Origin of the sequence: Gluconacetobacter tumulisoli, assembly GCF_014174155.1 — a bacterium.
Classification (GTDB): domain Bacteria; phylum Pseudomonadota; class Alphaproteobacteria; order Acetobacterales; family Acetobacteraceae; genus Gluconacetobacter; species Gluconacetobacter tumulisoli.
In genome coordinates this window covers 167,142-190,231 of record NZ_JABEQM010000005.1, presented here as the reverse complement: position 1 = coordinate 190,231, position 23,090 = coordinate 167,142, and the positions used below count along the sequence as shown (strand labels likewise).

At 67.3% G+C, this 23,090-nt stretch carries 17 protein-coding genes; 13 read left to right on the top strand and 4 right to left on the bottom strand.

Features of this window, described 5'->3' with window-relative positions:
* Window positions 1-19: 19 nt before the first annotated feature.
* The 4 genes from HLH28_RS08230 to HLH28_RS08215 all read left to right on the top strand — a co-directional run bounded on the left by HLH28_RS08230 (window position 20) and on the right by HLH28_RS08215 (window position 7,609).
* Window positions 20-688 carry an SGNH/GDSL hydrolase family protein gene (locus tag HLH28_RS08230; RefSeq protein ID WP_182957324.1) on the top strand — a complete coding sequence of 223 codons (669 nt, stop codon included), beginning with the start codon at window positions 20-22 and terminating at the stop codon, window positions 686-688.
* A gap of 87 nt (window positions 689-775) precedes the next feature.
* A complete protein-coding gene (locus HLH28_RS08225; RefSeq protein ID WP_182957321.1) occupies window positions 776-1,936 on the top strand; it encodes an acyltransferase family protein in 1,161 nt (386 codons plus the stop codon).
* An 82-nt stretch (window positions 1,937-2,018) separates the two neighbouring features.
* Window positions 2,019-5,813, top strand: a complete 3,795-nt coding sequence (locus tag HLH28_RS08220; protein WP_182957317.1) for a cellulose biosynthesis protein BcsC — start codon at window positions 2,019-2,021, stop codon at window positions 5,811-5,813.
* Window positions 5,814-5,827: 14 nt separating this feature from the next.
* Complete coding sequence (locus HLH28_RS08215; protein WP_182957314.1) at window positions 5,828-7,609, top strand: SGNH/GDSL hydrolase family protein; 1,782 nt, start codon at window positions 5,828-5,830, stop codon at window positions 7,607-7,609.
* Between the two features lie 111 nt (window positions 7,610-7,720).
* Here HLH28_RS08215 and HLH28_RS08210 read toward each other — a convergent pair whose 3' ends face one another.
* Window positions 7,721-7,930, bottom strand: a complete 210-nt coding sequence (locus HLH28_RS08210; RefSeq protein WP_182957311.1) for a hypothetical protein — start codon at window positions 7,928-7,930, stop codon at window positions 7,721-7,723.
* A 213-nt stretch (window positions 7,931-8,143) separates the two neighbouring features.
* Here HLH28_RS08210 and HLH28_RS08205 point away from each other — a divergent pair, with 213 nt between their 5' ends.
* The 4 genes from HLH28_RS08205 to HLH28_RS08190 all read left to right on the top strand — a co-directional run bounded on the left by HLH28_RS08205 (window position 8,144) and on the right by HLH28_RS08190 (window position 14,568).
* Complete coding sequence (locus HLH28_RS08205) at window positions 8,144-8,647, top strand: c-type cytochrome (protein WP_182957308.1); 504 nt, start codon at window positions 8,144-8,146, stop codon at window positions 8,645-8,647.
* Between the two features lie 446 nt (window positions 8,648-9,093).
* Window positions 9,094-10,296, top strand: coding sequence for a TolC family protein (locus HLH28_RS18240; protein WP_182957305.1), 1,203 nt, complete (start codon window positions 9,094-9,096; stop codon window positions 10,294-10,296).
* Between the two features lie 8 nt (window positions 10,297-10,304).
* Entirely contained in the window at window positions 10,305-11,486 is a 1,182-nt protein-coding gene (locus tag HLH28_RS08195) for an efflux RND transporter periplasmic adaptor subunit (RefSeq protein WP_182957302.1), read from the top strand.
* A 1-nt stretch (window position 11,487) separates the two neighbouring features.
* Entirely contained in the window at window positions 11,488-14,568 is a 3,081-nt protein-coding gene (locus tag HLH28_RS08190) for an efflux RND transporter permease subunit (RefSeq protein ID WP_182957298.1), read from the top strand.
* 36 nt (window positions 14,569-14,604) lie between these two features.
* On the opposite strand, the gene HLH28_RS08185 is transcribed toward HLH28_RS08190, so the two are convergent.
* Together HLH28_RS08185 and HLH28_RS08180 are read right to left on the bottom strand one after the other, a co-directional pair.
* Window positions 14,605-17,889, bottom strand: a complete 3,285-nt coding sequence (locus tag HLH28_RS08185) for an efflux RND transporter permease subunit (protein ID WP_182957296.1) — start codon at window positions 17,887-17,889, stop codon at window positions 14,605-14,607.
* 113 nt (window positions 17,890-18,002) lie between these two features.
* Window positions 18,003-18,656, bottom strand: a complete 654-nt coding sequence (locus HLH28_RS08180) for an SCO family protein (protein WP_182957293.1) — start codon at window positions 18,654-18,656, stop codon at window positions 18,003-18,005.
* An 84-nt stretch (window positions 18,657-18,740) separates the two neighbouring features.
* Here HLH28_RS08180 and HLH28_RS08175 point away from each other — a divergent pair, with 84 nt between their 5' ends.
* Window positions 18,741-19,196, top strand: a complete 456-nt coding sequence (locus HLH28_RS08175; RefSeq protein ID WP_182957290.1) for a hypothetical protein — start codon at window positions 18,741-18,743, stop codon at window positions 19,194-19,196.
* Window positions 19,197-19,224: 28 nt separating this feature from the next.
* Here the strand turns inward: HLH28_RS08175 and HLH28_RS08170 are convergent, their stop codons facing one another.
* Window positions 19,225-19,740: a hypothetical protein gene (locus tag HLH28_RS08170; protein WP_182957287.1), complete on the bottom strand. Its 516-nt coding sequence runs from the start codon at window positions 19,738-19,740 to the stop codon at window positions 19,225-19,227.
* A 104-nt stretch (window positions 19,741-19,844) separates the two neighbouring features.
* Between HLH28_RS08170 and HLH28_RS08165 the strand changes: the two genes are divergently transcribed.
* The 4 genes from HLH28_RS08165 (at window position 19,845) to HLH28_RS08150 (ending at window position 23,086) form a co-directional block, all read left to right on the top strand.
* Entirely contained in the window at window positions 19,845-20,180 is a 336-nt protein-coding gene (locus tag HLH28_RS08165) for a cupredoxin domain-containing protein (protein ID WP_246395815.1), read from the top strand.
* A gap of 1 nt (window position 20,181) precedes the next feature.
* Window positions 20,182-21,003 carry an FTR1 family iron permease gene (locus tag HLH28_RS08160; protein WP_182957282.1) on the top strand — a complete coding sequence of 274 codons (822 nt, stop codon included), beginning with the start codon at window positions 20,182-20,184 and terminating at the stop codon, window positions 21,001-21,003.
* 106 nt (window positions 21,004-21,109) lie between these two features.
* Window positions 21,110-21,640, top strand: a complete 531-nt coding sequence (locus tag HLH28_RS08155) for an iron transporter (protein WP_182957279.1) — start codon at window positions 21,110-21,112, stop codon at window positions 21,638-21,640.
* Window positions 21,641-21,739: 99 nt separating this feature from the next.
* A complete protein-coding gene (locus HLH28_RS08150; protein ID WP_246395813.1) occupies window positions 21,740-23,086 on the top strand; it encodes a carbohydrate porin in 1,347 nt (448 codons plus the stop codon).
* The last annotated feature ends 4 nt before the right edge of the window (window positions 23,087-23,090 follow it).

The window sequence follows — 23,090 nt, the reverse complement described above, 5'->3', positions numbered from 1 at the left end:
GCAATCAGGAGAGTTGAGTATGAGTGCCCTTCTTGCGGGTCTGACGTTGCTGATCATCGGGGACAGCCACGTGACGTTCAAGGACTCGCTTCTATCCATTCTTCCGGACGAACTGACCCGTCAGGGCGCGCGAGTGGTGGCCTACGGCGTCTGTTCGTCGCAGGCGGCGGACTGGGTCGTGCCCAATCCCAACAATGGCTGCGGCGCCGCCCAGCGGGTTGATGACGAACCGCTGGGGCCGCCGAACATGCAGCCGGCCTCGCCGCCGCCGATTTCGTCGCTCATTGACAAATGGCATCCGAATGTCGTGATGGTGGTTCTGGGCGATACGATGGCGTCGTACGGTCAGGACTCGTTTTCCAGGGACTGGGTCGACCAGCAGGTCAAGACCCTGACCTACACCATCGGCAAGACCGCCTGCATCTGGATCGGTCCGACCTGGGGGCAGTACAGCCCGCGCTACGGCAAGACGGACGCGCGGGCGACCGAAATGGCGACCTTCCTGAAAGGCGAGGTCGCCCCCTGCGCCTATGTCGACGGCACCGCCCTGATGAAGCCGGGAACGGTCCAGACCATCGACGGAATCCACGCGACGCCGGCCAGCTACAAGGTCTGGGGCGACCTGATCGTCCAGGCGACGGTTCCGATGCTGCAGAAGGTGAAGGATGGAGGGGCGCCCGCTCTGTAGGGGAATGCGGGACGTCCTGCCCGAGCAGGGGCGGACGTCCCGCCGCCTCGTTTCTTCCCCCGATATCGCTTCTGACGGAACACCGGCATGCTTGAGCGTTATGTGATGCCCCCTGCGAAGACGTCCTGGACACGGCTCCTGCAGCATGAATTCTTCCCTACGGACCGTCGACGCGATATCGACGGGCTGCGGGGCGTGGCCGTTCTGATGGTGGTTCTGTTCCATGCCGGATGGCTGCGCGGCGGCTTTGTCGGTGTCGACATCTTCGTCGTCATATCAGGTTATTTCATGGGCCGGTCCGCGCTCATGCAACATCCGTTCAAGCCGGTGAATTTCGTCTGCAGGCGTCTCTATCGCCTGCTGCCCGCCCTGCTGTGCATGATCATGCTGGTATCGGCCGGCATGCTGTGGTGGGTCCTGCCGAGCGACCGGGCCGACATCGCCCTCAACGGCGCCTATGCGCTGGTCTATCTGTCGAATAACTGGGCATCGGGACATGTCGGTTATTTCGAGGGGCAGAGCATCGCCTATCCGTTCCTGCACACCTGGTCGCTGTCCCTGGAAATGCAGTTCTACGCCGTCATTTTCCTGATGGCGCTTTTCCTGCCCTTTGTCCGGCATCGCAAATGGGCGATCTGCGCCATCTGCCTGCTGTCGTTCGCCTTCAGCATGGTCGACCACCTGCGCGGCGACACGCAGGGCTATTACAATATCTTCGACCGGATGTGGCAGTTTTCGCTGGGGACGATGATCTGGATCCTGCCGCCCCTGCGCCTGTCCAGGACGGTGGCCAATCTGGTCTTTCTTGCCGCCTATGCGGTCCTTGTCGGGGTGGCGCTGTCCTACAGGCTGGACTATGCCTGCCCGTCCTACATGATGGCGCTTCCGTGCCTGGCCGTCGTCGTGCTGATCCTGCTGCCACAGACCGCCGCCGCGCGGGGCGGACTGGTGCCCCTGTCGCCGGTCGGAGTGATTTCCTATTCGATCTATCTCTGGCACTGGCCCGCGATCGTCATTGCGAACTATCTGATGGCGTTTCGGGTCCAGGGCTGGACGATGGCGGCCGTGCTGGGCATCGCCATGGTCGCCAGCCTGCTGAGCTACCTGTTCGTCGAGCGGGTGGGGCTGGATTACGAGAATACGGCCCCCACGGGCGCGCGGGTGCGTGGGGCCGGTATCCTGGTGGGGGCCTGCACGACGCTGGCGCTGGTGCTGTTCTCCATCTCGGCCCTGTCCCGTGTCCATTAGTCATCCTCCCCCTCCAGGCCGGGGCGGGCGCCCCCGCGCGTGGGTCGACGGCGGCCCGTGGGCGCATGCATGTGGGGCGACGATGCTGGGCGGGCTGTTCCTGGGCGGACTGGTCGCGGGTGCGTCCGCGCTTGCCCAGGACGCGCCGGCGCTGCTGCGGGGCGGGCCGCCCGACGGGTCGTTGGCGGCGGGCATCCAGCAGGTCGCGCTGTCGCCCGACGAGGCGCGGCGCATGCATGCGGAATCCATTCTCGACCTGGTCCTGGAGGAAGGACATTACTGGATCGATGCACGCCAGCCCGCCAAGGCGCTGGACAGCATCCAGCGGGCGCTCGCCATCCAGCCCGGCAATGGGGACGCGCTGGCGATGCTGGGGATCATCCAGGTCGACGGCGGCGATCTGGACAGCGCCCGGAACACGCTGGACCGCCTCGTCAGGGCGGGCGGCAGCGCGGACCAGGTGGGACGCCTGCGCGCGGCGCTGCGGTTCGGTCCGGTCGATCCCCAGGGGCTGGCGGAGGCACGCCGCCTTGCCGGATCGGGCAACATGCTGGCGGCGATGCTTCGCTACCGCGACCTGTTTCACAATGGCGATCCCCCGCCCGGGCTGGCGCTGGAATACTACCGTGTCCTGGGTGGGACCATCCTGGGATATAACGACGCCCGCGCGAAACTGTCGGCGCTGGTCGCCAGCAGTCCGCACGATCTGGATGCGCGCCTGACGCTGGCCCAGATCCTGACCTATCGCGACGTCACGCGTCCGGCGGGGCTGGCGGAACTGCGCCGGCTGGCGCTGGGCACCGCCCCGCCGGTCATTCGCGGGCTGGCGGTGCGGGCGTGGCGGGATACGCTGTCGTGGATGCCGATCGTCGGTGCCAGCATCCCGCTTTACATGGACTGGCTGGCGCTGCATCCCGACGACGCCATGATCGTCGGCCGGCTGGAGAAGGCGCGGGCCACCCAGGCGATGATCGACGAGGGGAACGACCGGACCGAAGGCTATGTGCTGCTGGCCCATGGGCGGCTGGATGCGGCCGACGCGGCGTTCCAGCGTGCCCTGGCCGTCAATCCGCAGGATGCGGACGTGCTGGGCGGGCTGGGGCTGACTGCCCAGCGGCGGCGGCAGCCGGCGGTGGCGCGCGGTTATTTCCGTCGGGCGATCGCGGCGGACGCGGCGCGCGCGCCGCACTGGCGCGCGGCGATCAGGAGCCTTGACGAGGTCGGGGGGGATGATCCCGACATCGTCCGGATCACCCGTCTGATGGCGGACGGCCAGTATGACGCGGCGCGTGCCGCCCTGGCCCGCCTGGCGCAGCAGCGGCCCGAACTGGCGCTGGCCGTCCTGATGATGGAGGGCGGCCTGGACCGGCGGCAGGGACGCGTCGCCGATGCCGAACGGATCTATCGCGAGGTGCTGCGTCGTCGTCCGCATGATCCCGACGCCAGCTTCAACCTGGCCGACCTGCTGTTCCAGCGCGGGCAGGGGGACGAGGCCCGGGTTCTGATGGCGCGCCTGGCGACGGACCGGCCGGCGCTGCTGCCGCGGCTGCAGGCGGCCGACGATGCGGACCGTGCCGCCCATGCCAGGACCGACGTCGAACGGATCGGCTTCCTGCGCCAGGCGCTGGACAGGATGCCCGGCGATCCGTGGCGGACCCTGGGCCTTGCGCAGGCGCTGTACCGCGACGGCCGGACGCGGGACGCCCGCGACCTGATGGCCGGGCTGACACAGGACGTCCATGCGCCGGCGGCCAATCTCCAGGCCGGGATCATCTTTGCCATGTCCGGTCATGATATCGATTGGGCGCAACGATTGATAGCCCGGCTGCCGCCTGCGGCGGACAATGCCGACATGGCGCGGATCACGCGGCAGATTGCCCTGTACCGGCAGATCAGGGCGCTGCCGCCCAACGACATGCGCTCGATCCTTGTCCTGGCGGACCAGCCCGATCCCACGGGCGATCGCGCTGCGATCCTGGTGAACGCGCTGCTGGACGGGCACGATGTAGGCAGCGCGCGATGGGTCGTGGCGCATGAGGCCGCGATTACCCCGTCCCCCCGACCCAGCCAGCGGCTGGCTTATGCCGGCCTGTCCCTGCGGCTGCAATCGGTCGGCGACACGCAGCGGTTCCTGGAGGATTACGACCGCCTGATGCAGGAACAGGTCATGTCGCCCACGGCGGACGAGGCCCAGGCGCGCGAGGATGTGGCGGTCGGCCTTGCGGTCCTGAAGACCGACCGTCTGGTCGGGCAGAAACTGCCGGACGATGCCTACGGCACCATTGCGCCCGTGGTCGCGGCGCATCCCGACGCCGCGCGAGCGTGGCTGGCGTTGGGACGGGTCTATCGCGCGCAGGGCAAATCCGACCTTGCGCTGCGCACCGACCAGGGCGCCCTGCGGATGCGGCCCGACAGCGTGGAGGCGATGGCCGCCGTCGCGCTGGATGCGCTTGCCACGAACGATCGTCCCCTGGCCCGGTCGATGGCGCAGCAACTGACGACGCGCGATCCTGACAACCCCCTTTCATGGCAGGTGCGGGCCGAGAACGACCGTGCCGATGGCCACGACGCGCAGCAGCTTGCGGACCTCCGGCATCTGCGCGACCTGCAATGCCGCGCGGCGGCCGACGCCGAATGCGGCGCGGATGCGCTACGGCAGCCGGATGATCGCTGGCCCGAGATCGACATCGCGTACGATCCCCAGCGTGGCGCGGCCCTGCCGGCCAGTTACCATTATCGGCCGCAGGACGGCCAGGCAGCGGCGGTGAATCGGCAGATCGTCTATCTGCGCGATTCCGTCTCGCCGCAGGTCGATGCCAATGTCTATGTCAGAAGCCGCCTGGGCAGCGGCGGGCTGGGGCAGTTGACCGAACTGGCCATCCCGATGACCGGGACGCTGCCTTTTTCGTCCTGGCTGCATCGGATGAGTTTTTCGGTGACGCCGATCATGCTGTTCACCGGCGATCCGCTGGATGCCGCCTACACCGCGCGCCAGTTCGGCACCGTCCTGGTCAACGGCGCGGCGGCGTCGGCCTATCATCACTATTATGCCCAGGGGGTCGGGCTGGACCTTCGCTATGTCAATCACTGGTTTTCGGCCGATGTCGGATCGACCCCGCTGGGTTTCCCGATCGCCAATGTCGTGGGCGGTGTCGAATTCGCCCCGCATCTGGCGCCCGGCCTGACCCTGCGGATCACCGGCGACCGCCGCATGGTGACGGACAGCGAGCTTTCCTACGCCGGGATGCGCGATCCCGGCACGGGGCGCGTGTGGGGCGGCGTGACGCGGCTGAGCGGCCACGGCGCGCTGGAATGGGCGACGCCGATCTGGAATCTCTATGCGGGCGGCGGCTTCGCGTATCTCAGTGGAACCCATGTTGCCGACAATACCGAAATCGAGGCCGGGCTCGGCGGCAGCGCGACGGTATGGGAGATGGATCAGCGTCAGCGTCTGCGGCTGGGCATCGACCTGACGTATTTTGGCTACAAGAGGAACGCCTACGTCTTTACCTGGGGCCAGGGGGGGTATTTCTCGCCGCAATCCTATTACGCCATCATGCCCACGATCGAATATTCCGGGCATGTCGACCGCTGGACGTGGTTCCTGCGCGGCGAGGCCGGGTACCAGAATTACGATGATGCCGCCGCGCCGTACTATCCGCTGGATGACGGGTTGCAACAGGCATCGATGGCGGCGCAGCCGAACAGTTTCGGCAAGCAGGGTGCAAGCGGTGTGGCCGGCACAGGGCGGGCGCGCGTGGCCTACCAGGTGAATCCCGAGTTGAGGCTGGGCCTGGAGGGCGGATATACCCGCGCCGGAAGCTGGTCGGAGGCCAGCGGCATGCTGCTGCTTCACTATGTGTTCGACGGCCAGTGAGGGGAGATACCAGCATGCCGGTCCCGGTAGCCTGCCGAAGCAAGCGGATCGGTCGGCGACAGGGACGGCCGCCGATCTTTCCCGCAACTGCTCTCCTGCGTACCGTCCTGGCCTGCCTGTCCGTCGTCGGCGTCCGGTCGGCCTGTGCGGCGGCGCCGGCGTGTCCGGCCGATGGCGGCGGCCTGCGACTGCCCCTCTGCATTCCCGCCGGCAATGCCTCCACCAGGCTTGATCGCCGCCCGACGGCGCAGGATGACAGCCGCGCCGGCTATGCCGAGGGCGATCTGTGGCAGGCGCAGGGACAGGTCTGGCGGGCCGCGTCGGTTCAGGCCGGGGCCGCCAGGTGGGTGGGGCTGAAGACCGGGCGTCCGGGGGACGCCTTCGGCGCGCATACGGTCTTCGCCGGCGGGCCGATGCAGATGGTGACGGGATATGCCGGACCGGTGCTCGATCTGGCCGTCCTGGTATCCGGCCAGCGTCGTACGCGGACAATCGCCGTTCGTCCCGACGGCACGTTCGACGGCGGGGCGCTCGACGCCGCCCTGGCGGAGAGGGACCCCGGCACCGACGCGATCGTCCTGCGGATCTATGACCAGTCCGGTCACGGCAATCACCTGACGGCCATTCCGGGGCGGGAAGTCGCACATATCGGCGCAATCCGAATCGCCGGACACGAAACGATCTCGTGGGGCGAGGACAACGGTCCGGGCGGATTCGTGATTCCCGACAGCCTGACGGTCCCTGCAAATGGTTTCTTCTTCGGCACGACGGGCATGTATGCGTCGTCCAATACCGCCTCGGGCGCCTATCCGGTGCCGGTACTGCTCGGCGGACGGAAAGGCGGGCGTGCGTTCAAGCTCTTCACGGGCAGCTATACCCTCGACGGGTTCGTGCACCTGGCCGATCCGAACAGCCCGGATCAGAAAACCGGCCTGGTCGTGACAAACAGCCCGGCGGCCTTCGGCGTAACCGCAGAGCCCGGCGGGTATGATCTCATGTCCGGAAACGCCATCAGTTCATACCGGTCGGCCGTCCCGGCCGGCACGCTGGCAGGGGGCTATGTCGGCTACAATGCGGATGGCGGAAGCTGGTATTCCCAGGGACGCAATACCGGTCAGTGGACGGGCATCGTCATCGCGGACGGCGGCATATCCGATGGCAGCCTGCGCGACTTTCGGGCCTCGGCGGCGGCGGTGGGCAATTTCATGCCCCAGCTCAAATCCGTCCTGATTGCCATCGGCGACAGCCGGACCGAAGGGTATCAGGTGCAGGACGGCCTTAACTGGCCTGTCCTCATGCAGCGGAAAGCCCGTTATCAGAGCTATAATTTTTCCGTATCGGGCGCCACCACCCGGCAGATGCGCGCGGCCCTGCCGGCGGCCGATGCGCTGGCGCGGAGGGCTTCGACACGCGTGGCGGTCATCTTCGGTGGGTTCAACGATCAACTCGAGACGAATCATATCCCGGTCGCGGAGACGATTGCGACTCTCGGAATGATCGTGAAAAACCTGAAGACATACGGTTTTACCGTCGCGATCGTGGATGAGGCGAACACCGACGGCGCGCCGCGGCAGCCCATCCAGGATGCTGTCCGGACGGGCGCGATCCCCGCGGACGTGGAAGTGGATCCGTTCGCGGCGGGCCAGCCCCTGTACAGCGTGGAAAACCGTACGTACTGGCAGGACGACGATACGCATCCCACCGCCCTGGGGCAGGCCTTTCTGGCGGAGGCGATATGGGCGAAGGTCGGACCGCGTCTTGCACCCGCCCCGCCGGGCCCGGAAACCAGAAGATGAGAGCCCTTCTGAAACCGCACGCCGGATTGCCGCCCGCGCATATTTTCGAGAAGGGTAATGAAACCAGCCGGCCGGTCCGGGAGGCGGCGCTCTGCCTGTCCCGGACGAATTCTATTCCCACAGATGACGCAGGAACACCACAAGACCAAAAAGCGCCGCCCAAGGAAACAGCGAAAGGACGAGGCCGATGCAGATTCCCCGGATCACCCTGTCGCCGGCAGGGCGGCGAGAGGCGTGCGGTGAGCTTTCGCGGATGCACGCCTGGGCGTCCTGATGTTCCTGGACCGGGCGTCGCGCCACGACCGGGGTCAGTTCCGTCACCTGTCCTGTCCTCCGGGGACGGTCGCCACGCGCCGTGACGCGCCTGCACGGGCAACCGATGGAATGGGCCGCAAATTTATCAGTCTCCTGTCGGGTCGCAGCATAATTTATCCGTCATATCCCCCTTGCGGCCCGGTGATGGCAGAATGGCGGAACAGGAGATCGCTTTTGTTTATCGAGAATGATCCGAAATTCCATGTAAGGTGCCGATAGATGGGCTTGCGGGTAATCGAGGATGGCATGGCGGTCGGGCGGACGCCGGTTGCGGGGCTGACGCGGCGGGGAATGGCGTTGGGCGCGGCCTGCGGCGCCATGATGGTCGGCATCGTCGTGGCGACGGGCCTGCTGCCGGCAGGATTGCGGGCCGCCCCACCTGGCGCGTCCCCGGTCCTGCATGGGGATATCCTCCGGGGACGGGATTTGGCCGACAGCATCTGTTCCGACTGCCACGCGTTCGTACAGGGTGGACCGGCGATGATCGGTCCCGATTTGTACGGGGTCGTGGGAAGGCCCGTGGCCGGGACCGCGGGCTATGATTTCTCGCCGGCCCTGCGGGCCCACCGGCGGGAGGTCTGGACGGTCGGGACATTGTCGGCATGGCTGAAAGATCCCGCGGTCTTCGCCCCGGGAACCCGCATGGGTTTCGAAGGCGTGGAATCGAACCTCGACCGCACGGACATCATCGCCTATCTGCAAAGCCTGTCCGCCCCGAAATAGCTGCGGCCGGTGGGCAGGGCGCCGTGCGCCCGAATCGCGTCCGGACCATCGTTCCGGCGGCATGGCGCGTGTGATATGAAATGCGCCGAAATGGCGAAGGAATTTCCGGCAGCCGTTGGCGGAGACGCCGTGGCGCGTCCGGTTGGGGGGATCCGGCATGCGGATGCTTCGGACGGCACTATCATAACGAAATAAAAATGAAATGCGATGATGCGGGCAAGCCGGTGGACGGTAAATTCTTATTTACAAGCTGGACATGCTTTGTCTGAATGGATCGATCTCGTTGCGGTAAGCTTGATCGCTTGATGGGCGCGTAAGTGGCGTCTTACGCGAGCGATATCCATGGAGCCATGCAGGAATCCGGTTTTTCTTCTTCCATTGTCCGACGCATGTCAGACGGCACACGGGTCATACGAGGTATACGGGGCACGCCGCTGGCCTTGGCCGTGCTGCTGCCATTGATCGGGATGGCCCGTCCCGCATGTGCCACATCCCTGCATGAGGCGATCCGCCAGGCCTGGGCCCAGGACCCGCTGCGCCATTCCCTGACGATCGACGGCCACGCCGCCGGCCGGAACGCGGAGGCCGCGCGATCGTGGTTTCCCGGCGGTCCGACCGTTTCGGGGCAATATTACGACGACCATTTCATCGGCAGCAACCAGGGCTACACGACCTACCAGACCGGGGTATCCGTGCCGCTGTGGCTGCCCGGCCAGGGCACGGCCACGGTCCGGAGCGCCCTGGCCGACCAGGATGTGGCCCGGGCGCGCCTGGAGGTGGAACGCATGGCCATTGCCGTCCGGGTGCTGGACCTGGCGACGACCGCGGCATTGTGTGCCGCGCAGGTCCAGGCGCTGGCGGACGAGCGGCGGGCGCTGGATACCGTCGAGGGGACCATGCAGCGGCTGCTGGGGGCGGGCGAGGTCTCGGCCGCGGACAGCCACGCCGTGTCCGGCGAGCGCGAGGATGTCGAGAACCGGCTGGCGAACGCGCAGGAGCAGCTGGCCGACGCGCGCGCGGGGCTGGAGGAGCTGACCGGGCGCGACGACGTTCCGGACCTGTCGGACATTACCGGCCAGACCCTGGTGGCGGCCCATCCGGGCAATCTGGACCTGGCGATCGGGCGCGACCCGCGCCTGCGCCTGGCCCAGGCGCAGCTGGCCGCGGCGCGGGCCGAGGACAATCTTGTCCAGGCATCGTTCATGCCCAATCCCGAACTGGGCGTCGACGCGATTCACGAAAAACAATATGGCAGCCCCTGGAATACGCGGGTGGGGGTGCAGGTCAGCGTCCCGTTGCCCAGCGCCGCGCGCAACGTGCCTATGCGGATGAAGGCTGTGCGCGAGATCGCGGCGGCGGATCGTGACGTGCAGACGGCGCAGCGCATGATCCGCGCGGAATATACCCGCACGCGCGTGCGCCTGGCGTCCGCCGTCACGATCCTGTCGCATGCGACGTCCAAGCGGAAGGCCCTGGCGTCGCGGGTGGACGACCTGCAAAAGGCATGGGAGGTCGGCGAGGTGTCGGTCATCGAATATCTGCGGGCGCGCCGCGATGCGCTGGCCGCGCAGGAGCAGGAGCGCACGGCCTCGGTCGCCTGGCACAGCGCCATTGCCCGCATCATGATTTCCGCCGGATCCACGCCGTGAGGTCTCGATTGAAAACCCGTGTTTCCCGCGGACGGGGCTGCCTTTCCGTCCTGCCGCTTGTGGCGTGTGCCGTCCTGCTGTCCGGGCTGGGGGTATTCCAGGCGGTGGCGGCCGATCGGGTGGTGACGATTTCCCCCGACGCCCTGAAGAAGATGGAGATCGGCACCGCCCAGGCCGTGACGGGGAGCCTGCGCGGCCATGTGACCTGTCCGGCCTATGTGGTGCCCGACGACCGGGCCGTCGCGCGCATCCATGCGGTCGGGCAGGGCCGGATCCTGCAGGTCCGGACCTATCCCGGCCAGATCGTGTCCGCGGGCCAGGTCCTGATGGAGTACGACGATTATACCCTGACCGACGTCCAGCAGCAGGTCCGTGCCGCCGAGGCGACGCTGGAGGAGGCGCAGGCCACCCGCGACGGCGCGGCGCTGGCGGCACGGCGGGCCGATGCCCTGCGCGGTGGCGCGCTGGCCGCCGGCGAGGTGGAGCGGCGCCGGATGGTACTGCGCCATGCCGAGGGCGCGGTCCGCGAGCAGCAGGCGCTGCTGGATAATGTCCGCATGCGGCTGGCCCAGTTTTCGTCGCGCACCGAACGTCCCGACGGCCATCGCTCGCTGATCGTGTCGCCGGTCGCGGGCGTGGTGCGCGCGGTCAATGTGGCGGCGGGCGACAGCACTGCCTCCGGTCCGTTGCCGCTGGTCGAAATAGACGATCTGTCGTCCGTCTGGGTCGTGTCGCAGGTCATGGATCGCGACGCCACGCAGCTTGCGCCGGGGAACCCGCAATTGACCTTCCCGGGCAGCGATCCGGCCGGGCGGATCGAATCGCGGATCAACACCATCGACGGCTCCGTCGATGTGCAGACACGCCTGCTTCTGGTGCGCAGCCTGGTCGATAACCACGCGCGGCGGCTGCGTCCGGGCATGCTGGTCACGACCGCGCTGTTCAGGTCGGTGCCGGTATCCGGCATCATCGTCCCCGACAGTGCGATCCAGACCATCGATGGCCGGTTCGTCGTCTTCGTGCGCATCGCCCCGGAACGCTATGCCGCCCGCGATGTGCAGGTCGGCCCCACCGCCGATGGACGGGCGGTGGTCACGCAGGGCCTGTCCGCCGGCGACACCGTTGTCACCCATGGCAGCTTCACCCTGAAATCGCAGCTGATGCTCGCGCGACCCGGCGGCGGGCCGTAACATGAAGCTGATTCACGCCTTGTTGCGCAGCCGCAGCATCGTGCTGGGGCTGATGGCGCTGCTGACCCTGGTGGGCATCGCCGACCTGCGGACCCTGCCGGTCGAGCCGGTTCCCGATATCTCGCCCACGCAGGTGATGCTGTCCGTGCTGGCGCCCGGCCTGCCGACCCAGGAGGTCGAGAAACTGGTCACCTTCCCGGTCGAGGTCGCGATGGCCGGTATCCCGGGGATGACCGGCATGCGCTCGGTGTCGCGTACCGGCGTCGCCGTCGTCTATCTTCAGTTTGCGAGCGGGTCGGACATCTATCTGGACCGTACCCTGGTGTCCCAGCGCATGGCCGAGGCCCGGTCGCACATCTTCGTCAACGGGCTGTCGTTCACCATGGGGCCGATGGCCACCGGGATGGGCGAGATCATGCAGTTCCAGCTGCGCGGGCCGCGCCTGTCGCTGCCGGAACTGAACCGGATCATGACGTGGCAGGTCGTGCCGCGCATGAAGCTGATTCCCGGCGTGACCGACGTCAACGTCAATGGCGGCGCCGAGGAATCCTTCAAGGTCGCCCTGGATCCCGCCCGGCTGCAGCAGTACGGCGTGTCCGTGTCCGACGTGTTCGAGGCGGTGGACAAGGGAAACGCGGCGGCGGGCGGCGCCTGGATCGAGCATAATGACGAACAGCGCGTCATCGTCGGCCGGACGCTGATCGACGATCTGGCCGAATTCGGCGAGATCCAGGTCCGCTCCGGCCCCAATGGCGAGGTCATCCATGTGCGCGATCTCGGCACCGTCTCGCGCGGGGCGCGCCCGCGGCTGGGCGCCGTCACCCGTGACGGACAGGGCGAAATCGTCAACGCGGTCGTGCTGCTGCAACAGGGCGCCAGCGCCAAGGCCACGCTGGCGCGGATCGATAATGCCCTGCCCGGCATCCAGCGGGCCCTGCCGCCCGGCACGTCGCTGGACGTCTATTACAGCCGGTCCGAACTGACCGACTCGACGATCGGCACGGTCAAGGAAAACCTGGCGCTGGGCGCGGTGCTGGTACTGGTGGTCCTGCTGGTTGTGATCGGGGACTGGCGGGCGTCGGTCGTCATCATCTCGGTCATCCCGTTCGCGCTGATCGCCGCGATGGTGGGCATGCATCACCTGGGTATCTCGGCGAACCTGCTCAGCCTGGGCGCGATCGATTTCGGCATGGTGGTCGACAGTTCGCTGGTGATCGTCGAGAGCGTCATCAGCATGCAGACCCATCGACGCACCTCCATGGCCGAGCTGATCGCGACCGCGCTGTCGCAGGTGGTGCGCCCGGTCACCTTCGCGATCCTGGTCATCGTCATGGTCTACCTGCCGATCCTGACCCTCCAGGGGGTGGAAGGACGGATGTTCCGCCCGATGGCCCAGACCGTGATCCTGGCACTGGTCGCATCGCTGGTCTTCTCGCTGGTCTGTGTGCCGGTGCTGACGCATTTGCTGGTGCGCGTGCCGAAGGGCCATCACGACACGGCCTTCATCCGGTTCTGCCGGCGGTATTACGAACCCGCCTTCGCCTGGTGCACCGCCCATTCCACCATCGTCATCTGCCTGGCGCTGGCGCTGCTGGTGGGCTCGGGCGGGCTGGCGATGCGCCTGGGCGGCGAATTCATTCCCCAGTTGCAGGAAGGCGACCTTGTGGTGACCTCGACGCGCCTGCCGAGCATTTCGCTCGACGCCTCGATCCGGGCCGTCACCGCCATCGAGAAGACCCTGCGCGAGTTTCCCGATATCCAGACGGTCGTCAGCAACACCGGCACGGCGGCCATTCCCACCGATCCCCAGGGATGGGAGCAGACCGACAGCTTCATCCTGCTGAAACCGCGCGCGGCGTGGAAGACCGCAACGACGCAGGAGGGGCTGGTGCGCGCCTTTACGGCGGCCTTGCAGCGCAACGTGCCCGCGTCGCTGTTTTCCTGGAGCCAGCCGATCCAGATGCGCATGGACGACATGCTGTCGGGCGTGCGTTCGCAGATCGCGGTCGGGATCTATGGCGACGACCTGCCGACCCTGGGCCGCCTGGCGGCGCAGGCCTCGGCGCTGATCGCCGACATTCCCGGCGCCGCCGACGTGGCGCCCCAGGATGTCGGCACGATCGCGTTCCTGCATATCGACGTCGACCGCACGGCGGCGGCCCGCCTGAATGTCGACACGACCGAGATCATGGATGTCGTCGAGGCGCTGGGCGGGCATATCGGACCGCCGGTCGTGCTGGACGGCGCGCTGATCCCCACCCAGGTCCGCTTCGCCGACGATGCCGGGAACACGGTGGAGAAGATCCGCAACCTGCCGGTCCTGACGCGCAACGACCATGTGGTGCGCCTGTCGCAGGTGGCGTCGGTGGTGCTGGAGGACGGTCCCGCCGCCATCCGGCGCGACCAGGGGCAGCGGCGGATGATGGTGCAGGCCAATGTGCGCGGTCGCGACCTGGGATCGTTCGTGGCCGAGGCCCAGCGCCGCGTCGCCCGGGAGGTCGTGTTGCCGCACGGCTACCGGATCGAATGGAGCGGCCAGTTCAGGAACATGCAATCCGCCGTGGCGCGGCTGGGCATCGTCGTGCCGGTGGCGCTGTTCCTGATTTTCTGCCTGCTGACGGTCGCGCTGGGCGAATTGCGCCTGGCGGGGCTGGTCTTCATCAACCTGCCCTTCGCCGCCACAGGCGGGATCGTCGCCCTCTATATCCGGGGCATGCCGTTCAGCATTTCCGCCGGGATCGGCTTCATCGCCCTGTTCGGCGTCGCCGTCCTGAACGGCGTCGTGCTGGTCAGCTATATCCGCCAGAAGCGCCAGGCGGGCATGGGCGTGGCCGAGGCCGCGACCAGCGCGGCGAAGGAGCGGTTCCGCCCGGTGATGGCGACCGCCACCGTGGCCTGCCTGGGTTTTTTCCCGATGGCCTTTTCCCTCAGCGAGGGCGGCGAGGTCGAAAAGCCCCTGGCCACCGTGGTGATCGGCGGCCTGATATCGTGCACCGCGCTGACGCTGCTGGTCCTGCCGTCGTTGTATATGCGGATCGCGGGGGGCGGAACGCGGCGGCGCGGCCCGGGACAGGCGGGCTGATCGTCGCGTCGGACCGGGGGCACCGGCCGGTCGCCGTCAGCGGGCCGGATGGGTCGGTGCGTGAAGGCGCGACGCGCGTTCCGCCCGCCACCGGGCGACGGACAGGGCGATCCGGTCCAGGCAGATATAGACGACGGGCGTGGTGAACAGGGTCAGGGCCTGGCTGACGGCCAGCCCGCCGATGATGGCGATGCCCAGCGGCCGCCGCAGTTCCGACCCGTACCCATGCCCCAGCACCAGGGGCAACGCGCCCAGCGCCGCCGCGAAACTCGTCATCATGATCGGGCGGAATCGCAGCAGACAGGCCTGGCGGATCGCCTCGTCGGGGGAGAGACGATGGTGGCGTTCGGCGTCGATCGCGAAATCGACCAGCATGATCGCATTCTTCTTCACGATGCCGATCAGCAGGATCACCCCGATCATGGCCATCAGCGAAAATTCCTCGCCGAAGGCCCAGAGCGCCATCAGCGCGCCGACGCCGGCCGACGGCAGGGTGGACAGGATCGTCAGCGGATGGACGACGCTTTCATACAGGATCCCCAATGTCATGTAGACCGCCGCCAGCGCGGCCAGGATCAGCAGCGGTTCGCTGCTGGACGAGCTTTGCAACTGCGCGGCATTGCCGGAGAAGGCGCCGTGGATGCTTGGCGGCGGGTGAAGCTGGCGGATGGTGGCGTCGACGACCTCCATCGCGCGGCCCAGCGGGACGCCGGTGGGCAGGTTGAACGAAATGGTGGCGGCGACGGCCTGGCCCTGGTGATTGATCGAGAGCGGGGTCAGGCCCGGTGTTGTCCGGGCGACCATCGACAGGGGCACCATCGTCTCGGCGGTGGTCGACACCGCCGACCCGGTCGAGGTCGAATGACCGCCGGCCAGCGTGTTGGCGATCTGGTTGCGGAAGGATTGCGCGCTCAGCCCCGCATCCGCCGTTGCCGTCGTCGTGGTGACGACGCGGATGGTGTTGGCCAGGGTGCCGCCCTGGGGGCTGCCGCCCGCGACGCTGACCCAGGCCTGTTGCAGGGATGAGGGGTCCTGCCAGAATCGGGGTTCGACCTCCATCACCACGCGATACTGGTTCATGCTGTTATAAATGATCGACGCCGCCCGCTGGCCATAGGCGTCGTACAGGGTGTTGGACACCAGCTGCGGCGTGATCTGCATCCGGGCGCCGGTGGCGCGGTCGATCCCGATATTCTGCGTGTGTCCCCCCAGCAGGACGTCGGACGAGATGTCCGTCAGCTCGGGGTGGGGCGACAGCGCGGTCACCAGCTTCTGTGTCCAGGCATACAGCTCCGCCGGGCTGCTGTCGTCCTGCAGGGTATATTGATACGCGGCGTTGCTGGGCCGGGCGCCGATCCGGATCGCCCCGCGCTGCAGGGCGTAGAACCGCGCGCCGGTCATGTCCCGCAGGCGGGCATTGAGATGCGCGATGGTGGTCGACGGCGGATCGCCGCGCCGTGACTTGTCCGTCAAGCGGATAAAGAGGTTGCCCTGGTTCGACGACCCGCGTCCGCCCAGGAACCCCGCGACCCCCGCCACGTCGGGGTCGCGCAGCAGGGCGGCCTGGGTCTGGTCCATCTTCCGTTCCATGGCCTGGAACGAAATCGCCTGGTCCCCCATCAGCCGGCCCAGCAGCATGCCGGTGTCCTCGTCGGGGAACAGGCCCTGCGGCATATGGGCATAGACCAGCACCGTCAGTCCGATCGTGGCCGGCAGCGACAGCAGCATGATCGCGCGATGGGCCAGCGCCCAGTCGAGGCAGCGCGCATAGGCGCCCAGCATGGCGGCATGCGCGGTCTCCACCCAGCCGGCCAGGCGCCCCGGCGGGTGCCCGGGACCGGTCGGACGGCCGGTTACGCGCGCACACAGCATCGGCGTCAGGCTCAGAGACAGGACCAGCGACACGCCCAGCGTGACGGACACCGTTACGGCGAATTCGTGGAACAGGCGCCCCGCGATACCCCCCATCAGCAGGATCGGCAGGAACACGGCGATCAGCGACAGGGTGATGGACGTCACGGTGAACGCGACCTCGGCCGCGCCGCGCAGCGCGGCCTCGAACGGCGGCAGGCCGTCCTCGACATGCCGGGTGATGTTTTCCAGCACGACGATGGCGTCGTCGACGACGAAACCGGTCGAGATGGTCAGCGCCATCAGCGACATGTTGTCCAGCGAATAGCCCAGCACGCTGATGACGCCCAGCGTGCCCATGATCGAGGCCGGGATGACGATGGCCGGGATCATGGTGGCGCGCAGCGTGCCGAGGAACAGCAGCACCGTCGCCACGACCAGGACAACCGCCAGGATCAGGGTGCGGCGGGTGTCGGCCAGCGACGCGCGGATCGTCAGCGACCGGTCCATGACGGTTTGCATCGCGATCCCCGCCGGCAGGGTCGTGTTCAGATAGGGCAGTTCGGCGTTGATCTGGTCCAGCGCCTGCACGACGTTCGCCCCGGCCTGCATGAAGACCTGCACGACGATGGCCGGCTTGCGGTTGTAATAGCCGGCATTGCGGAGGTCCTCGACCCCGTCGGTGACCTGGGCCACATCCGTCAGGCGAACCGGGCGACCGTTGCGATAGGCCACGATCAGGTCGCGATAGGCCTGGGCGTCGCGGGCCTGGTCGTTGGTGTCCAGGGTGAAGCGCTGGCCGTCCTGGTCGATGAAGCCCTTGGGTGTATGGGCGTTGGCCGAAGCCAGTGCCGCACGCACGTCCTCGAACCCGATGCCGAACTTGTACAGCGGCAGCGGATTCATCTCGACCCGCACCGCCGGCAGGGCGCTGCCGCTGACCTGGACCAGCCCGACGCCCTTGACCTGCGACAGGCGAGGCAGGATCAGGTTGGACGCCTGGTCGTAGACCTGCGTCAGCGGCCGTGTGTCCGAGGTCAGGGCCACGATCAGGGCAGGGGGATCGTTCGGGTTGGCCTTCGAATAGCTGGGATTCTGGCGCAGCGTCGTCGGCAGGTCGGCGCGCGCCGCCTGGATCGCGGCGGCCACGTCCCGGGCGGCGCCGTTGATGTCGCGCGACAGCGCGAACTGCAACGTCATGCGCAGCTGGCCCTGGCTGGATTGCGACGTCATTTCCGTCAGGTCGGCGATCTGGCCCAGATGCCGTTCCAGCGGTTCGGCGATGGAGCTGGCGATCTGTTCGGGCGATCCGCCGGGTTGCTGGGCCTGAACCTGGATCACCGGGAAGTCGATGTTCGGCAGGTCTGCCACCGGCAACGTCAGGTAGCCGACAACGCCGCACAGGACACAGGCCAGGGCCAGCAGCGTCGTCGCCACCGGCCGACGGATGAACAGGCCGGTTATATTCATGCCGGGCGCCTTGCGGCGCGGTGGGACACGACGTTTTCCATGGGCCGATGGTCCGCGCCCGTATGTGGGCGCGTCCAGCGGATATGGGCTAAATTATTCCCAATGCCAGTGGGCTATGCCGCGTGTCGTTCCTGGCCTGGTCGGATCGGCGGCAGCAGGCGCCGCAGCCGCAGCGCGATATCCGGGGCGCTGGAGTCCACTGGAAACAGCGAGACCAGGCGGTTGTCGCCATCCATGAGGTACAGGACCGAACTATGGTCCATCAGGTAGCCGTCCGCCTGGTGCGGTTCGGGACGCCTGCGGGCCAGGGCGTGGAATTCCGCCAGGGTGCGCCCGATTTCGGCATCGCTGCCGGTCAGGCCGACGATCCGGGGCGAGAAGGACGCGACATAGCGATGCACGACATCGGGCGTGTCGCGCGCCGGGTCGACCGAAATGAACAGCGGCACGATCTCGTCCTGTCGCGGCCCCAGCTCGGCCAGCGCCGCCGTGACGGTGGCGAGGGTGAGCGGACAGACGTCGATGCAATGGGTATAGCCGAAATAGATCAGGGTATATCTGCCCCGGAACATGTCCTGGGACACCGTCCGGCCCCGATCGTCCACCAGGGTATAATCGCCGCCGATCCGCGCATGCGGCAACAGGCCGACGACCGTCCGGTACAGCGCCGCACCGCCCAGCAGAAGGGCGGCGACCGCGATGATCGCCCGGCGGGCGCGCCGGTCGTGCGCCCGTATCCTGTCCTGCTGGTCGTTGCGTCGCGCCATGGCGTTTTATATCGTCTTTCCGCCGCCCTTCACAACGCGGCCAGGCGGTGTATCCCCGCGGCCTGCCTCGTCGTCGGAACCCTCATGACCTCCCCGCCGCCTGCCGTCCCACCCCCGTTTGCCTCGGACGACGCGATCGCCGCGATCGGTCGCGGGTTGCTGGACCGCACCCTGCCGAAGGCGGCGTGGACCCATGCCGCCCATTTCGCCGCCACGCTCTGGCTGCTGCGGACGCGGCCCGACATGGATCTGCCGCGCGAGATGCCCGACCTGATCCGCGTCTATAACCTGGCGGTCGGCGGGACCAATACCGACACCAGCGGGTATCACGAAACGATCACCCAGGCATCGATCCGGGCGGCGCGCGCGATTCTGGCGGAAGATCCGTCCCGTCCACTTTTCGCGACCTGCAACACGCTGATGGCCTCGCCGTTCGGCCGCAGCGACTGGCTGCTGACCTACTGGACGCGGCCGGTCCTGTTTTCGGTCGCCGCGCGGCGGGGGTGGTGCGCGCCGGACATCCGGGACCTGCCGTTCTGACGGCCGGGCTCGCCCGGAGGCTTGGGGATCAGCGCAGGAAGACCTTCGGCACGCCTTCGCTGTTCAGGCACGACATGATGATTACCCCGGTCCACAGCAGCAGCGACGTCCCCGCGACCAGCCGCGCCTGCGTCGTCCCGGCGGGCCGGCCGCCCAGCGCGGGCAGGTAGATCTTGCGGTGGGAGAAAGCGGCCAGCCCCACGGCCATGGCGATCAGCAGCAGCTTCGGCGTCAGATAGCCGCGACTGCCGATATGGACCGGGTCGTAGAAGAACAGCGCAACCCCGGTGACCATCGCGACGGCGAACAGGGTATGGATCCACGGCACGATCAGGCGCGATACCGCCGCCAGGGCCTGCTGTCCCCCATGCCGGAACAGCGCCGCGTCGAACACCACGTCGATGCCGAAGAAGCCCGCCATGCTGATCATATGTACCGTGCGCACCAGGTAATGGACCGGCTGCATCCAGTAATGGTACATACGGCTGTCGAGCATGATCAGCACGGCATAGGGCAGGCGCATGAACGCCAGGGGATGGGACATCGGCATCTTCCGGATCGTCGGTTCAGGCCGGTGCATAGCATGACGAGTTGACAGTGCGAACCAGTCGCACTAGCTGCTTGAATATATTCCTGATGGATTCACCTATGCGTACCGCACTGTTGCTGATGGTGCCGGTGCTTCTGTCCTCTGCGGCAGGGGCATGGGCGCAGGACCCGATTCGCCTCGTCGTGAAGGCTCACCGCTTCACCCCCGACCATGTGACGGTGCCGGCGGGCCAACGCTTCCTGATCGAACTGACGAACCAGGACGACACGGTGGATGAGTTCGAGAGCTACGACATGAAGTTCGAGAAGATCGTCGTCCAGGGCGCCACGATCAGGGTTCATGCGGGGCCCCTGCATCCCGGTACCTACAAATTCTTCGATGACTACCACCCCGACACGGCCACCGGCACGGTCACCGCGGTCGAGGCGAACTGACATGCTGGGCAGCCTGCTGATCGTATTCCGCGAGGTGATGGAGGCCGGCCTGATCGTCGGCATCGTACTGGCCGCGACGCGTGGCATCGCCGGCCGGGGCCTGTGGGTCGCTGGCGGGATCGGCGCGGGCGTCGTGGGGGCCGCGATCGTCGCCCTGTTCGCCGGCGCGCTGTCGCAATCGCTGTCGGGCAACGGGCAGGACGTGTTTTCCGCCAGCATCCTGTGCCTGGCCGTGCTGATGCTGGGCTGGCACATCATATGGATGTCGCGGCACGGGCGGGAGATGGCACGCGACATGCGCGCCGTCGGCGCGTCGGTGGCCAGCGGCGGCCGTTCGCTGGCCGCCCTGGCCGTCGTGGTGGCCGTCGCCGTCCTGCGCGAGGGGGTGGAGGTCGCGCTGTTCCTCTACGGCATTGCGGTCTCGACCGGTGCGGGACTGGTCCCGATGCTGACGGGCGGGCTGCTGGGCGTGGCGGCGGGGGCCGCCCTGTCCTGGGCGCTGTATCGGGGGCTGGTAGTGATCCCGATGAAGCATCTCTTTGCCGTTACCGGCCTGCTGGTCGCCGTGCTGGCGGCCGGCATGGCCAGCCAGGCGGCGGCGCTGCTGGCGAACGACGACCTGATCCCGGCGCTGGGCTATGATATCTGGGATTCGTCGTGGCTGCTGTCGGACGGCAGCATGGCCGGGCGTGCCGCCAAGGCCCTGGCCGGCTATTCCGACCGGCCCACCGGCATCCAGGTCATCACCTGGGTTGTGACCCTGCTGATCCTGACGGTGGCGGGTCATCGGGTCGGCCGCCGGACCGGCCCCGCCCGTGCATGACCGATCTTGCCACGTCACCCTGTTTTAGAGACTGTTCTTCGATGATTTTCTGCGCGCGGCCGGGTGTCCGGCCAGGCCGCGCCCTGCCTCAGCCGGAAATGGAACGATGACCGACAGGATAATTCTCGCCACTGCCGTCGTCGCCGGCGCCGCCATCGGGTTTTCGCCGCTGTCGCGCGCGGTGGCGCGCGAATATCCGATCGGCGGTCCGGTCTATGCGCACGACATGGAAATCGCCGCCAATTACCTGGTGGGGGTCGAAGTCGCGCCGATGATGGCAGGCATGCCCACGGGCCCGAATTCCATTCATCTGGAAACCGACATCCACGCCACCGCCGACAATGTGTGGGGTTTTTCGGATGGGGCCTGGGTGCCCTACCTGACCATCGACTATACCCTTACCCGGGCCGGCAGCGCGTGGAAGGCGTCCGGCGTGATGCATGCCATGACGGCCAAGGACGGGCCGCATTACGCCGATAACGTCATGATGGACGGGCCGGGGACCTATACGGTCGAACTGCGTTATTCCTCGCCGGAACGGAACGGCTTCATGCGTCATGTGGACGCCGAAACCGGGACGCCCGGATTCTGGACGTCCTTCACGGAAAAATTCACCTTTTCCTATCCGCAGAAATAATCCCCCGCCGCGGGTGATGGCAGCCATGCGGGATAGGGCTATGGCCTGACACGAACGGACGTTCCATTTCCCTCACACGATGGCGTGTGGCGAGGTGGAATGGCGTTCGACCGTCCGTGGCGCAAGGCAATGCTGCCCTGGCTGATGACGGCGGTGTCATGCCTGACACCCGGCGATCCGGCCATGGGCGATCCAGTCCCCCGTGTCCCTGCCCTGGACATCCCCGCCGCGGCAGAGGACGTCGGTCCGATGGGCATCCTGTCCCGTTGGCGGGACCTGCAACGGCGCATGGCTGACCGGGGCGTCAGCCTGCATGTCACCGACGTCGACGAATTCTGGGCGTTCCCGACGGGCGGCGGGCAGTCGTCGAATGCCTATCTGGGCGCCACGACGGTGGAGCTGGACTTCGATCCCGGGCGGCTGACAGGACAGGCGCTGGGCAGGCTGGAGGTCAGCATGATGGACATCCGGGGCCGGCCGTTCAGCAATGTACCCCTCTATGCCTTCAACCAGACCTCGTCGATCGAGGCGGACGACAATCTACGGCTGTACGAGCTGGCCTATAGCCGCTCTTTCCTCGATTCCCGGCTGTCGCTACGGATCGGCAAGTTGGACTTGGGGCAGGATTTCACGGCCAGCACCTATGCCCAGACTTTCCTGAACAGCTCGTTTTCCTGGCCCATCATGCCCAGCAACGATCTGTATGCGCAGGGGCCCAGCGCGCCCCTGGCGACGCCCGCGGTGCGTCTGCGCTACCACCCGGGTCAGGCCTGGACGTTTTTGCTGGGGGTGGGAGACGACAATCCGGTGGGCGCGCGTCATTTCATCAACCCGGACGATCCGTGGAACCAGAACCAGGACCCGGGGGGAACTCGGTTCAGCTTTCGCACCGGGGCGCTGATCATGACGGAAATCCAGTACCGCACCCGGATCGGCGGCCGGACGGGCACATATCGGATCGGCGATTACGTCGATACCGGCCGTTTCCCCGACCAGATGGACACCACGCGCCTGCACCGGACCAACTGGGCCGTGTATGTCGTGGGCGACCAGACGCTGTACCGGATGGGCAACCGGCAGGAACTGGACGGTTTCGTACGTGGAAACTGGACCGGCGCCCAGGACCGGAATCAGGTCGTCTATGGTATCGATGCCGGTGTTCTGCTGCGCGGTCCCTTCGGGCGGCCAGGGGATGCGGTCGGCCTAGGGTTCGGGATGGGGGCGGCCAGCCCGCTGCTGCGCCGGGCCGATCGCGCGGCCGGCCTGCCGGGGCAGGGCCGCGAATATCACCTCGAATTGACCTATACGGTCCAGGTTACCAGCTGGATGGCGGTCCAGCCCGATCTGCAGGGCCTGATCGAACCCAGCGGCGGCGTGCTGGATACCGCCGGGCGTCGCGTGGGAAACGCGGCGATCTTCGGACTGCATTCCAGCGTGGCATTTTAGGCGG

What these genes read in the sequence shown, in the direction of transcription:
- HLH28_RS08230 (WP_182957324.1), top strand. Translation starts at nt 20, where the DNA reads ATGAGTGCCCTTCTTGCGGGTCTGACGTTGCTGATCATCGGGGACAGC.
- HLH28_RS08225 (WP_182957321.1), top strand. Translation starts at nt 776, where the DNA reads ATGCTTGAGCGTTATGTGATGCCCCCTGCGAAGACGTCCTGGACACGG.
- HLH28_RS08220 (WP_182957317.1), top strand. Translation starts at nt 2,019, where the DNA reads ATGCTGGGCGGGCTGTTCCTGGGCGGACTGGTCGCGGGTGCGTCCGCG.
- HLH28_RS08215 (WP_182957314.1), top strand. Translation starts at nt 5,828, where the DNA reads ATGCCGGTCCCGGTAGCCTGCCGAAGCAAGCGGATCGGTCGGCGACAG.
- HLH28_RS08205 (WP_182957308.1), top strand. Translation starts at nt 8,144, where the DNA reads ATGGGCTTGCGGGTAATCGAGGATGGCATGGCGGTCGGGCGGACGCCG.
- HLH28_RS08190 (WP_182957298.1), top strand. Translation starts at nt 11,488, where the DNA reads ATGAAGCTGATTCACGCCTTGTTGCGCAGCCGCAGCATCGTGCTGGGG.
- HLH28_RS08185 (WP_182957296.1), bottom strand. Translation starts at nt 17,889, where the DNA reads ATGAATATAACCGGCCTGTTCATCCGTCGGCCGGTGGCGACGACGCTG.
- HLH28_RS08180 (WP_182957293.1), bottom strand. Translation starts at nt 18,656, where the DNA reads ATGGCGCGACGCAACGACCAGCAGGACAGGATACGGGCGCACGACCGG.
- HLH28_RS08175 (WP_182957290.1), top strand. Translation starts at nt 18,741, where the DNA reads ATGACCTCCCCGCCGCCTGCCGTCCCACCCCCGTTTGCCTCGGACGAC.
- HLH28_RS08170 (WP_182957287.1), bottom strand. Translation starts at nt 19,740, where the DNA reads ATGTCCCATCCCCTGGCGTTCATGCGCCTGCCCTATGCCGTGCTGATC.
- HLH28_RS08165 (WP_246395815.1), top strand. Translation starts at nt 19,845, where the DNA reads ATGCGTACCGCACTGTTGCTGATGGTGCCGGTGCTTCTGTCCTCTGCG.
- HLH28_RS08160 (WP_182957282.1), top strand. Translation starts at nt 20,182, where the DNA reads ATGCTGGGCAGCCTGCTGATCGTATTCCGCGAGGTGATGGAGGCCGGC.
- HLH28_RS08155 (WP_182957279.1), top strand. Translation starts at nt 21,110, where the DNA reads ATGACCGACAGGATAATTCTCGCCACTGCCGTCGTCGCCGGCGCCGCC.
- HLH28_RS08150 (WP_246395813.1), top strand. Translation starts at nt 21,740, where the DNA reads ATGGCGTTCGACCGTCCGTGGCGCAAGGCAATGCTGCCCTGGCTGATG.